Source organism: Paenibacillus sp. ALE3 (assembly GCF_054113405.1).
The window spans coordinates 4,705,039-4,718,011 of sequence record NZ_CM134214.1 but is presented as its reverse complement, the minus strand read 5'-3'; the positions used below and the strand labels follow the sequence as shown (position 1 = coordinate 4,718,011).

Below are 12,973 nucleotides of genomic sequence, written 5' to 3'. Positions count from 1 at the left end.
GGGGGAGGTTGATCTTGGCTCAAATAAGAATTGCAGAATTAGATAGAGCCCTCAAGGACGTAGCAGGTAAGCGAGTTGGTGTGTCAACTGAAGAATTTAAAAAGACAGAATACCTGCTTTCAATAAATCCTCAAATAGTAAGGATAGTCAGAGACTATCAATTTGCAGTAAAGTCCAGCATTTCTCTGAAAAGTTACGAGGGAGAGAAAGGTCATGTTAGGCAAACAAAGGCTATGATCCTTAAATATAGGCGCCCGGAGCTTTACTTCCTGTATAACACGCTCTCTCAAATTATACAGAGTTCCATTAACAACTTAGTTAATCCGTACGAGCGAACCATTTTGGAACTTTTGTATATCAAAGGTGCGAGGTACCTTGTAGCGCAGTCATATATGGGGAAAGGTTACCGGAACGACATGTACCCAATTAGTGGGAGTACGTTTGCTGAACGCAGAAGGGCAGCGATAAAAAAGATAGCTCATAGCTTCCAAATACTCGGCTTGTTAAATTTGGTTCAAGCTGAATATCGAATTGGAGAACTGTCTAATTTGCAGTTTTTGGAGTTGAGACCAAGGTGAGCTTGTATGAGTCAGATTATAGGGGCTTTTCCCCTTTGGAGGGTGTGAACCTTGGCAAATGTTAATGCAGCGATAGAGCAGCTCATGGATATGCGTTTGGAGCTGGATGATACGATACGATTGCTCGGTTTTGACCCGGAAGCATCGAACCGTCAGCAAGCAGGGACGAACGAGCGTGTGTTGCTTCATTTACAGGATATATACGATGTGTTGGATGCTCCGAGACCAAATGAGGACTACGCGAAGCAATTGGTGCAAGAAACGATGAAAATTGCAAAGGAAGAGATGTGATGCTATTCTTCCTCCACAAAAATACAAACACCCCCGCATTCCTTGACCGGGCTCGCGGGGGCACTAATAGTAAATCATTCCTCCTGACATTATATCATATGACAAAGGGGAATGAGGGGAATGGCAATGGTATGGGAGCAAGGGGAGCTCTTCGCAAAAGCAACTAAACAGGAGATCCAGCGGACAAAGTTCCTGCTCGAAAAATATACAGATATGGTTGCACTTATGAAGGACTTTGAGCAGTTTGAGCAGGAGCTTCAGCAAGTAGGTATTGATGGCGAAGCAGCTCGCCGCATCGATCAGACTGATTTGCATGCAGACAAGACAGTCAACGCCACGATTCTGATTGAAAAGCAGCGTTGGGTCTACAGCAGGTATGATTTTTATACGAGGCAGCTTCGTCGGGCGCACGGTCTTATTAAGGATGATGACGCTCGTAAAGCGATAGAATACCGATATATTCAGGGCTATACCTATAAAGAGACACTGCTTTTCTTCCGTCGCAGTCTCAGTGATAGCACTATCCGACGTAAACTTGGTGAGGGTACTGAGAGTATGGCAAACACATTGAAATTGATGGGATTCTTTGATATGAATAATACGGAGCTTTAAGTAATTTATCCATGGAGTGAAAGAAGACGTAATTGAGTGAGCAGAGTAAGAATTATGCTTTTTTAATCCTATAAGTTATAACAATCAAGTTTAATTAATGCTAGAACATTAACAATTACTTACAGAAGCATCAATCGATTTTATGGAGAAATCTTAATTTCGAGTGGGTGCTTTTTTTGATTACAAGGAGGGGGGGGATGAAAAAAATCGAAGAAGTATCAGCTCAAAAGAGTCTATAGAGGATAGATTAATAATATGTGGAAGTTATCAACAATATAGAACGTTTGTTCCCGTTGATATTGTTGATAACTTGTAATATCATAATCAACACAAGACATCATCCAATTATTACATATGAGGAGTAATACAAATATGAAAAGGAATTCTTTGCAGGAGCATCAGCATTTGAACATAATCAAACTGATTTCTGAAAGACTTCTTAATAGTGGGTACTCCGTGTTAGCTGATCATATAGATTGGCCATATGGTAGACCACTTCCTATAAACGGACAGCACCCAGATATTTTCGCTTTTAATGCCTATGAGACAATTATATACGAAGTACAAACAAAAGACACATATCAAAGCAGATTTGTTATAGAAAAGCTACGTTTATTTAGTCAAAATCCTGAATTTAGAACTTACATGGTTCTTCCATTTACGTTTGGGTTGAATGAGCACATTCCTAAGGCTCAAGAATTACTGAAAAAAGCAGAGCTTAATGTCCATTTAGCTACATGTGATTTAAAGCGGAATGAAATTGAATTCTATTAAATATAGAAAGCATTCGAGGGGAGTCAAAGAAAAAGATGAAGAGATATACGCTTTATTTAGATGAAATTCTAACTGGTGGCCATTTTGAGCATTTTTGCTTAATGGGACTTGCTATTGCTGAAGAAGACTATGAAAAAAAAGTAATACCCTATGTTAATGAGTTGAAAAAGAAGTTTTTTGGTGATGATAAGGTGATAATTCATGAAATGGATATAAATAGGCATAAGACAGCAACACCATTTAAGGTATTTCAAGACAAGCAAAAACTTCAAGAGTTTTGGAATGATATCACTAATATGTTTAATTCATATGATATTCCTATATTCGGAGTTAGCATTCATGAAGATAACTGCAAAAAATTATATGAAAATGGTCGGGATAAGTATTTTATCGCGCTTCAATTAATTATGGAAAATTTCGTTCACTTTCTTGAACTCAATGATGCAAAGGGTTCTATTTACTTGGAATCGACCAATTCTGATCCGGACCAGAAAGATCAACAATTACAACATCATTTTCATTACCTTATGGCTCAGGGTACTCTATTTTATAGTAATAAAACTGTCCAGAAACGTCTCAGTACGATAAATTTTAGCTTAAAGCCAGACAACGTCATTGGGCTACAAATTGCAGATTTATTACCTAACACATGGAATCGAAAACTTTCCGGTAAGTCGCAAAGAACTTATGGTTTGCTTGATGTCATAGAAAAGCAAGCATATGATGGGGGATGCAATAAAAAGGACAGATTTGGACTGAAGATTATACCATAGATTATTGACTTCATTGCTATAAAAGGGTACCATATAATTGTGGTGATTGCGAAAGCCTTCTTCACAAATTTCTTGATAAGAACTGCGAAAGCTCTTCTTAGTACTAAAAGACATGTATTTTTTTGGAGCAAGTCGATGATACTGATACTATGATACATGGAGACTGCGAAAGCTCTCTTCTGTATCAATAATTGAGGGAACTGCGAAAGCTCTTTCCTCAAAAGAAGCATCCTTCGGGGTGCTTCTTTTCGTATTATTAAGAGTTCTTGGTTTTAAATTTTAGTTTCCGCTAACTTTATTCTGTTTTTTATTAAGGTTCAATTTTTTGTTTTTACATTTTATAAAATGAAATGATTTACCAGAACGCAACTATAGTCAGAAGTGATTGTCTGTATCATTGGTCGTCTGCTTAGCAACTTCTATTCATAGAAGCGGTGTTTTTTGACTGTAAAATGGGCATAGGATGAACATTTATTGACTAAAAGTTGAGCACCACATGACGGTTTTCCCATGGTATATTGATAGCCTGGAAATGAAGGAAACAGACGATGGGCTGGCGAATGTGCCGGTCCTTTTTTGTTGCTCTCTTCCTAATCACATGGCACGCGCAGGCGGCATGGCACCAGTTAACCAGCGGAAACATGAACAGTCTGATCAGAACCCTTGTGCGGTTCAATTTCGCAGCGTTTCTCCCTTCTACCTATTAATTCCAATTACTTTATTGACGATATATACAGAATAAGGGGGAATTATTAATGGCTAGAAGACGGAGAAGAAAGCAGAAAAATTCTATCGAAGAGGCTATTGCAGGTATTGCACTAATAGCCCCGTTTTTCTTTATCTACTCAGTTACGGGTTCAATCGGTACCTCTGTTTTTGCATCTTTTGTGGCAGTAGCAATAGTCATAGCATTTATTTTCTATCGTCAAATGGCTGCTGCAACAAGACTGCGTAACTCTGGGATTGCTGAAATTGATAAAATGGATGGTCATCAATTCGAGAAATATTTAGGGCATTTATTCAGAGCTCAAGGATACAAAGCTGAGGTTACACAAGCTTCTGGGGATTACGGTGCCGATCTGGTTCTTACAAAGAACGGTCAGCGTATCGTAGTTCAGGCGAAACGGTACAGTAAAAATGTTGGGCTTAAAGCGGTTCAGGAAGTTTACGGTGCGGTAGCTCATTACCGTGCATCTTCAGCATGGGTCGTGACAAATAGCGATTACACAGAGCAAGCATACAGACTGGCAAGATCCAATAACGTTCGTTTGATTAACAGGGAGCAGCTTATTGAAATGATTCTGCAGGTTAAGCAAAGGAATTCTACAACAAAGAAGGCAGGATAGAAGCGAGAAAGAGAGGAATACAAAGAATGAGTAAACTGAGTTCGATTTCCGAGTGTATTCTCTGTTTGACTCATTTGACGTCTATTTATGGTAATTTGTAAAATGGTCTTGTTCTTCCTCTCTAGTTACAAAGTTCGTAAAGATTTTGTGCAACAGCGTAGCGTTTTGCATCCCGCTTAGCGGGCATAGGTTCAATTGCTGTTGTGGTTATCGTTTTTTAAATAAGCACCTGTGTTACTTTGGTGCTATAAATACATAGGCAGACAGAAGTCACTCATTTGAGTGGCTTTTTTTATTGCCTTGAAAGGATCTTAGTCTTGAAGAAGAAGCAAAAGAAAGGAATTTTGCTCCCGCTGAAAGGACCACCAAAACAGCCGAAGAAATGCAAAGGTTGTGTTTGGGGTAGATGGGATGGGGTTAAACAGTTTTGTTCTCGACCAGTATGTTTAAACGAGGTAAAATGTACCTGACGCGTTTTTGTAGTGTTAGGGGAGGTGATGAGGATGAACGACGAAATTGAAGTATCAGACAAATCTGCTACTGCATTGCCTTTGGACAAGGACTTCACTTTAGAAAATTTGGTTCGGATAGTGAATGCGGGGCTTATTATTGGAATCACTTTAACCGTAGGTGGCAACATTATAACGGGAAATATGATTTCAGGAAAAGAGTATATGAACTCTATAACTGAAACCTTTGAGAATATAAACGAACAAGGTGAGACGTTAGCTTCCATGTATCGCAGTTATGCGAATACCATCTATGCATCTGAAGATGCATCGGAATGGGATGTTGAGTTCTTGCACCTAAAAGATGCAATTATACTGCAGGGAACCACGAGACTTGAAGTAGATTTATGGCGTGGCAAAATTAACGCAGTCGATGGATATTCATTTGGGTATATTAAGTGATGAGAGTCACCTTCGGGTGGCTTTTTCTTTTGCTCTCATTCTACAATATGTGAGCTATTCTGAGCCTTCTTCCTGTTATACGGACGAATGCCGGAAGAAGTGCATAAGAAAGCAGAGAGAGGGCATACACACAGTCTGACAGCCTATTATCCTGCCACCCGAATAACGGAAACCAACTCAACACAAATACAGGGCAAACCGTCATGGTCTGCCCTCTTTGTTTTACCTTGAGTTGTTGGCTTTTACTACAGCTGCTTTATAGATGTAGTAAGCAATTAGGACCTTACAGATAGCTGGTATTGTTACACTCAACAGAATCGTAAGCATGTAGCTTCCTCCCTTCTCTTGTTCTTCGCCGTAACTATCGGTCTATCTAGGAGAATTGTTGCGAAAAAATATTTGGAGGTGTTCATCGTGGAAATCAGAGTCCTACCAATCGAACAAATCAACGCAGCAGCATACAACCCTCGCGTCGATCTGAAGCCGGGCGATGTTGAATATGAGAAGTTGAAACGCAGTATAGAGCAGTTTGGATACATCGATCCGATTATCTGGAATGAACGCACCGGAAACATGGTTGGAGGCCATCAACGCTATAAGATCATGGTTAACGAGCTGGGTCATACGGAGCTGACTGTAAGTGTTGTAGACTTGGACGATCAGCAGGAAAAGCTTCTCAATCTGGCGCTTAACAAAGTTTCCGGTCGATGGGATGATGAAGCCCTTTATCGATTGCTTGACGATCTGGAGCAGAGTGGAGCTGATCTGGCCCTGTCCGGCTTCAATTTGGAAGAGTTCGAGGATCTGGCGGCAGAGTTTGCTGTGCCACATGATGAAGATTTGGACCTTCCGGTTACCGATGATGACTTTGACGTCCAGCGTGCTCTAGATGAAATCAAGGAGCCGGAGACCAGGCGCGGGGATGTGTGGCAACTAGGGCGGCATCGATTGGTGTGTGGAGATGCAACCAATCCTGATGATATTGTACTTTTGATGGATGGAGCCAAAGCAGCGCTGGTCGTTACTGATCCGCCGTATAATGTGGCTGTTGAGAGTGTTTCAGAGCGTCTGGCCGCTGATGGTCGTAGCAGCATAATGAACGACAACATGCCCGCTGAGGAATTCGCGGGCTTTTTGTATGCCGTTTTTTCAAACTATGCAGTGGTGATGCAGCCTACAGCAGCCATTTATGTGTTTCATCCTTCCTCCTATCAAATTGACTTTGAAGAAGCGATGAAGGCTGCTGGAATAGTCGTCCGATCACAATGTATTTGGGTAAAGAATGCGGCTTCCTTCGGCTGGGCACAGTACCGCTTCAAACATGAGCCGGTCTTTTATGCTCACATGAAGGGGAAAGCTCCTGACTGGTACGGTGATCGGACACAGACAACAGTCTGGAAGGCTGGTCTGCCTGTTGAGGACCCGCTGCCTGAGACAGTATGGGAGGTTTCAAGGGGGGATGTGAACAAGTACGTTCATCCCACCCAAAAGCCTCTTGATCTGTTGGCCATCCCAATCAGGAACAGCAGCCAGCGTGGTGACGAGGTTGTCGATTTCTTCGGCGGCAGCGGCTCCACACTTATGACCTGTGAACAGATGGACCGAACATGCCGGACATTGGAACTGGACCCGATCTTCTGCGATGTGATCAAAAAACGATTCCTGGAGAGCACTGGTATTGAGCCAGTCCTGTTGCATCGGGCTGAACCCGTAGCATAGGAAAAAGGAGGACGCGCTAACGTCCTCCCATTCACCCAGGGTATCCCCCGGCTGAGATAGCGGCCCGCCACGCGTGGCATTTTGCAGACATCCGCTATCTCGCATTCCATAATAACGGAAGCCGAGGGATACGACAATGGGAACAGACAACGAACACCAAGATGCACTATTACAACGTGAGATAGAGATCGTCGAGGGAATCCTCGAATCCAAGGCGCAGTACCGCAAGATTGTTAAAGCTGGTATAGCTCAGTGGGTCAAAGACCTGCAAGCTGGGAATATAAAAATGCAGACGGTCCAGGACTTGGATCGTCTAATTGAGTTGGATATAAAGCTTCAAAAGGATGATTTGTAAAAGCATACAATAATCTTGCTAGTTAATGAATAAATATGGATTTATTAAACAAGATTATGATTATATTGTAAGAAAAATTAAAAACATGGAATCTTTTAGTAGTATGAGGAGGTAGTTTAATATACAAATATAGGAGGAATAAGCTTTGAAGAAAAAACATTTTATTGCACCAGCCTTGGCACTAGGTCTAATTGGGGGAGCTATTGCTGTACCCAGTGCGATTTTTGCAGATTCAGAAACTGCTGTAACTGATTCTGCAACATCGTCTGCGGCGACTCAAGCTCCAGCTACTACACCTACTGGTGACCATGTAATTACTCCACAAGCTACTGATGGACAAATTGTAGATCGTCCAGTAGCTGGATTTAATGATTCTGCTGATTTTGACATTAAAGGAGGATATGGATATGTAAGACTGTACTTGAGAAATACAGGAAACACTACTATCTCCTTTACCGTAAATCAGGGAAGTGTATCTGGTGCGGAAAAGTACAGTGGAACAGTAAAACCGGGTAAAACATTCGATGAAATATTAAATTCAAGCAAGGCGTGGTCCGCAGGGAAATTTTATGTTAGTTTAAGTAGTGGTTCTGGCTCCATGTCTGGAAAGCTCGGAGTTCGGACTAGTACTAATACGAATTTTTAAATATAATTGCTGGGAAAGCGAGCCAATGAGGCTCGCTTTTTTTGTTGGGGGTGGTGATTGTGTAGCATGGCAAGAGAGCGAAGTCCTGAGCGGGACAAAGCAAAACAGATGTGGTTGGAGAGCGGCGGGACGATGAAGCTAAAAGACATCGCCGCCGCTCTTTCTATTCCTGAGGGAAGGGTCCGCAAATGGAAGTCTATGGACCGCTGGCAGGATGAATTGAATGGGAACGTTTTTGATTCATCCAATGGGAACGTTCCAAATGGAACGAAAGGGAACGCTCCTAATCCAAGGGGAGCGCCCAAAGGGAACAAAAACGCTGTCGGCAATCGCGGGGGTGCTCCCCCAGGTAACCAAAACGCCAAGGGGAATAGTGGTGGACCGGGCGGTCCCTATCGCAACAAGAAGGCCCTCAAGACAGGGATGTATGAAACTATCTTTCTGGATGCCTTGGAGGAAGACGAGCAAGAGTTGTTTGATCAGATTGATACTTCCCCTTTGGCACAGCTCAACGAACAGCTTATTATGCTGTCTATCCAAGAGCGACGGCACATGCGCCGAGTCAAGCAGCTTGAAGCTGGTCTGACCGACGAGGAAAAGAAGATCAAACAGGAGTTACACCAGCGTAAAGACAAAGTTCCTTACACTAGCCCGAAGACAGGGAAGCAGATCAATCTGTCCGTTGAAACCGAAGGGATGAAGGTCACGGAAATTACGACCGTCACTACCTCCAAGCTGGATAAGATTTTGAAACAGGAAGAAGCACTGGTCAAAACCCGTGATAAAAAGCTTCGGGTCATTAACCTTATTGCCAGCTTGCAGCAGGAAGAAGAAAAGCTGGAGATAGCCCGTGAACGGCTGGAGCTGGAGAAACGCAAGTTGTTAGGCTATGGCGGCACGGAAGGGGATGAAGGCGATGAAGACGATGAGGAAGATGACGACGAATGGTAATTACTCTTGCTAAGGAGCATCGAAAAAGAGCCAAGCGGCGGCTAAGGGATCGACCTGAAAAACTGGATGAGCTAAAAGGAATCCTAGCCGACTTTGAACAATTCTGCTGGCGAATGCTCAAGATCAAGACGAAGAGCGGCCGCATTATGCCGCTGACGCTCAATGATGCTCAACGGACATTCGTCCGTGAAGTATTTAGGCAGATCGAAGCCGGCAAGCCTGTCCGTATTATCATTCTTAAAGCCCGGCAGATGGGTTTTTCCACTGTTACGGAAGCGCTGATCTATTATTTCACGTCCCTGCAGGAAGCCAAGAACGCATTTATCGTTGCGCAGTCCTCTGATGCCTCCAGCAACCTTTATGATATGTTCCAGTTCTATTATGAAAAGGTTCCGGCAATCATCAAGCCGATGAGCCGAAAGAACAATGCTAAGAAACTCACCTTCGAGAATCCAACGATTCGGACAGCGGATCGCCGTAAGAATCCGGGGCTCAAATCGAAGATCACTGTACAGACTGCAGAAAGCCGGGTGCTTGCCCGTTCGGACACGATCCATTATCTTCATGCTTCAGAGGTGGCGTTCTGGCCAGCCAAGAAGAAAAAGAAGCATCTATTGTCCCTACTGGCAGCCTTGTCCAAGGAACCGGGAAGCTTGGGCGTGATTGAATCTACCGCCAATGGCATGGAAGAGTTCAAAAAAATGTGGGATGCAGCCGTTAAGGGCGAGAGTGATTTTACTCCGCTCTTTTTTGCGTGGTTCGAAATGCCTGACTATCGTAAGCCAGTTCCGCCAGGCTTTGAGTTAACCGGAGAAGAACGGGAGCTAAAAGCAAAATATAGTTTGGACGATGAACAATTGCAATGGCGTCGATATACCATTCGGAACGACTGCGGTGGCGATCCGCGGCAGTTTGACCAAGAATATCCTTCTTCACCGGACGATGCCTTTCTGTTATCCGGTGAAGGTATCTTTGATAACAAATTTATCAAACAATTGCGGGATGGAATCAGTATCATTGGCAGTCAATACGAGATCGATTTTGTTAAAGACAAGATCATCCCGACGCATGCTGGCGAGCTGGTCATCTATCGGCAGCCGGAGCAAGGAAAAAGGTACATTCTAGCGGCTGATACTGCTAAGGGTAAGGAAGACGGCGACTATGATGCTGCTTACGTAATTGAGGAGCGCACAGGGGAAATGTGTGCGGCTCTGCACGGCAAATGGGACACCGACTTGTATGGTAAAAAGATGAACACGCTTGGTTTGTATTACAACACGGCACTATTGGCCGTGGAGAACAACAACACTGGGGAATCAGTGCTGAATACGCTGTTCAATACTTGTCATTACCCGCTGTTGTTTATGCATAAGAAGAGTTTGGGCTGGAATACCAACCAGGCAACGCGCCCAGTGATGATCAGCGACTTCAAGGAAGCGATCCGGGACCAGCTTTATGATATCTATTGTCCCGAACTGTACGGTGAGTGCATGACGTTAATAGACAAGAACGGCAGAGCTGAGGCAGATAGTGGGTGCCATGACGATAGAATTCTTGCGTACTCCATTGCCTTGCAGGTGCGACAAGTAGCTGATAAATGGTTTGAATGGTTCAATAAGAAACAGAAAAAACGGGCTGAGTCCCGTGATGATTATAACGAGGGAGTGGGGTGGATCTAAACAATGAGTGAGGGAAATGCACAGTGGTTTCAGATCAGCAAGGCGGACGACGAACGGCATATACCTTCCAGCGCTCAATTGCCGGATTTGTTTGACGATCTGTACGATCTTCATGGTCTATTATCCTTCGCACTCGGCAATGACCCTGCTTCCTGCAAGCTGTTGGTCAAAAACTCAAATATCATACCTCAGTGCATTGAGGCGTACAAGCGTAATATAGCCGGTTATGGCATTGCCCTAGAGTATTTGCCAGGAGAGAGCGATGAAACTGCGCTGGATGAGTGGAACAAGGCCGAAAAGTTCCTTGAAACCTGCAATCTGGAGGATACACCAGACGAAATCATAAGCCAGTTGATTGACGATTTGGAAAGTACGGGAATGGCTCATGTCGAGGTAGCTTGGCCCGTTGGTGCCGAATTTCCTACCATTTTCCGAATGAACCCGAAGTACATCCGCTGTACGAAGGAAAGTAACAAGGCGACTATCAAACGCAAGCGGCGAATCAGCTCCACAAAGCAGGTAGAGGAATTTTCGCAGGAAATCTATACCCGTCGCTATGCTATGAAGCGCAATACATCTGTCGTGTGGTTCCGACTTTTTGGGACAGATGTAGATGAAGGTAAAGAGGAAAATCAGATCATCCCTCTTCGCATCGGTCATGACGGCCCTTATGGTGAGCCACGATGGTTCGGCAATGCGCCTGGTGTGGTTGGCAGTCGCGAAGCTGAGGAACTGAACGTGTCCTATTTTTCCAACGGGCGTATGCTCTCCATGATTTTGACCGTCACCAATGGTCGCCTTACCAAGCAATCGATGGAATTGCTGAAAAACGTGAAGGGCTCACAATCTCAAGGAGGTATCCTGTACCTTGAAGCCAAGGGAGAAGAGACGGGCGGCCCGATGGATGAGAAAGTCGAGAAGGTTGCTATCAAGCTGGACAAGCTGAATGACCTTCTACAGCAGGATGCCTTGTTCCTGGAATACGGGAAGGAGAAAAAAGCTGATATCTTGTCCGCTTTCCGGCTGCCTCCAATCTTGGTCGGTCAAAGCTCGGATTATAACAGGGCGACCGCCGATGCAGCTTTACGCTTTGCTGAGGAACAGGTTTTTGAACCATACCGCAAGTGGATCATGGCAGAGATATTTAATAAACGCTTGTTTCCGGCTATGGACATTTTCCGAGTGCGTGCCGTGTTGAGAGGGCCGAAGATTATAGACCCTGCGGATCGCAAGGCTATGCTGGATTTTATCGCAGACCGTGGGATTATGTTGGTTCGGGATCTGATTCCGATTGCTGAAGACGTCCTTGGTACGACTATCGACGAAACCAAGTTCAGCGAGGAATACCTTGATACACCTATTGCCCAGCTCGCAGCCAGTCAGCCAGCACTGCTTGAGCCAGAGCCTGACACAGACACAGACGACATGCAGAATCGTATCGCTACAATTGCCAAACGCTTGTTAAAACAGGCTGACAAGGAGGCAGGCGTTCATGTGTGAGTCCTGTTGGGCGCTGATCGCCAAGGCAGACGACGATGAATTTTTAGACAGCTTAGAACTGTCGTATGTTGAACGCAAGGTGCTGGAAGAACTGTACAAGCAAGGCGAGGATCGCATAACTGAGATTCTGGAGCTACAGGGGCAAGCCCTTCATGATGCCATTTCGGAACTAAGCGAGGATGCCCTGGGTGATATCGGGGAGCTAGGTAAGGTGCTTATCGCTTTGCACACTACAGATGTGTTTGCGGAGCTGTTCGAGCAAGCCATAAAGGAGGCTTTTGAACCGCTGTTTCAATTGGCCGGGGAAACAGAGCTGTCCGCGTTGGACAAGGAAAAGGTATGGAGCACTAGCAACAAGGCTGCTGGCCGTTTTACCAAGAAGCTAAAAAAGCTGGTTCCAGACATGAACAAAGCTTCTACGGATGTGTTGCTGCGTAGCTTCGGCAAAGCCATTGAGGAAGGGGCTACACCTTCCGAGCGGGCATTACTAGTGCAGGAGGTTAGTGCACAAGCGGCCAGCGGGGAAGATGGTCCATTTAGTATGCAGCGTGCGCAGCGGGTATCACGTACCATGAGCACCGCAGCCGCCAACGGTGGCAAGCTGGAAGGCTGGAAGCAGTCGGAAATCGCTAAGGGAAAGAAGTGGCGGTCTGCTGCTGGCACACGTACTCGCAAGAGCCATCGAAAGGCCAATGGTCAAGTGGTACCGTTGGATGAACCGTTTAAAGTGGGGGACAGCAATCTGATGTATCCCGGTGATCCGTCCGGGGAGGCGAAGGAAATCGTAAACTGTCGCTGTACGATGCAGTTGGTACTGGATTAATTATGAGGGGAGGTG

General features: G+C 44.6%; 15 protein-coding genes. All 15 read left to right on the top strand.

All coding sequences use genetic code 11. From position 1 onward, the window contains the following. Positions 1–14 precede the first annotated feature (14 nt). A complete protein-coding gene (locus ACXHJ2_RS21050) occupies positions 15–578 on the top strand; it encodes a hypothetical protein (protein WP_165083391.1) in 564 nt (187 codons plus the stop codon). Between the two features lie 51 nt (positions 579–629). After that, on the top strand, positions 630–869 hold the full coding sequence (locus ACXHJ2_RS21045) for a hypothetical protein (protein WP_165083393.1): 240 nt from the start codon (positions 630–632) through the stop codon (positions 867–869). A 120-nt stretch (positions 870–989) separates the two neighbouring features. Next, entirely contained in the window at positions 990–1,481 is a 492-nt protein-coding gene (locus ACXHJ2_RS21040; RefSeq protein ID WP_165083395.1) for a hypothetical protein, read from the top strand. A gap of 372 nt (positions 1,482–1,853) precedes the next feature. Beyond that, positions 1,854–2,255, top strand: coding sequence for a hypothetical protein (locus ACXHJ2_RS21035; RefSeq protein WP_165083397.1), 402 nt, complete (start codon positions 1,854–1,856; stop codon positions 2,253–2,255). Between the two features lie 35 nt (positions 2,256–2,290). Beyond that, positions 2,291–3,028: a DUF3800 domain-containing protein gene (locus tag ACXHJ2_RS21030; RefSeq protein ID WP_165083399.1), complete on the top strand. Its 738-nt coding sequence runs from the start codon at positions 2,291–2,293 to the stop codon at positions 3,026–3,028. Between the two features lie 496 nt (positions 3,029–3,524). Next, positions 3,525–3,770 carry a hypothetical protein gene (locus ACXHJ2_RS21025; protein ID WP_457874339.1) on the top strand — a complete coding sequence of 82 codons (246 nt, stop codon included), beginning with the start codon at positions 3,525–3,527 and terminating at the stop codon, positions 3,768–3,770. A gap of 13 nt (positions 3,771–3,783) precedes the next feature. Next, positions 3,784–4,374, top strand: coding sequence for a restriction endonuclease (locus ACXHJ2_RS21020; RefSeq protein ID WP_165083401.1), 591 nt, complete (start codon positions 3,784–3,786; stop codon positions 4,372–4,374). Between the two features lie 503 nt (positions 4,375–4,877). Next, positions 4,878–5,285, top strand: a complete 408-nt coding sequence (gvpU, locus tag ACXHJ2_RS21015) for a gas vesicle accessory protein GvpU (RefSeq protein WP_165083403.1) — start codon at positions 4,878–4,880, stop codon at positions 5,283–5,285. Between the two features lie 414 nt (positions 5,286–5,699). Next, positions 5,700–7,004, top strand: a complete 1,305-nt coding sequence (locus ACXHJ2_RS21010) for a site-specific DNA-methyltransferase (protein WP_165083405.1) — start codon at positions 5,700–5,702, stop codon at positions 7,002–7,004. Positions 7,005–7,140: 136 nt separating this feature from the next. Beyond that, complete coding sequence (locus ACXHJ2_RS21005) at positions 7,141–7,359, top strand: hypothetical protein (protein ID WP_102998310.1); 219 nt, start codon at positions 7,141–7,143, stop codon at positions 7,357–7,359. 145 nt (positions 7,360–7,504) lie between these two features. Further along, positions 7,505–8,005: a hypothetical protein gene (locus ACXHJ2_RS21000; RefSeq protein ID WP_165083407.1), complete on the top strand. Its 501-nt coding sequence runs from the start codon at positions 7,505–7,507 to the stop codon at positions 8,003–8,005. A gap of 66 nt (positions 8,006–8,071) precedes the next feature. Beyond that, the gene (locus ACXHJ2_RS20995; RefSeq protein WP_165083409.1) at positions 8,072–8,956 is read left to right on the top strand and encodes a phage terminase small subunit-related protein; all 885 of its coding nucleotides are present in this window, start codon (positions 8,072–8,074) and stop codon (positions 8,954–8,956) included. After that, positions 8,950–10,635 (top strand): DNA packaging protein, encoded by a 1,686-nt coding sequence (locus ACXHJ2_RS20990; protein ID WP_165083411.1) that lies wholly within the window; start codon positions 8,950–8,952, stop codon positions 10,633–10,635. The genes ACXHJ2_RS20995 and ACXHJ2_RS20990 overlap by 7 nt, the downstream gene beginning before the upstream one ends. Before the next feature lie 3 nt (positions 10,636–10,638). Further along, complete coding sequence (locus tag ACXHJ2_RS20985) at positions 10,639–12,135, top strand: phage portal protein (protein WP_165083413.1); 1,497 nt, start codon at positions 10,639–10,641, stop codon at positions 12,133–12,135. Next, complete coding sequence (locus tag ACXHJ2_RS20980; protein ID WP_165083415.1) at positions 12,128–12,958, top strand: phage minor head protein; 831 nt, start codon at positions 12,128–12,130, stop codon at positions 12,956–12,958. Before ACXHJ2_RS20985 ends, ACXHJ2_RS20980 begins: the two co-directional genes overlap by 8 nt. Positions 12,959–12,973: the final 15 nt, after the last annotated feature.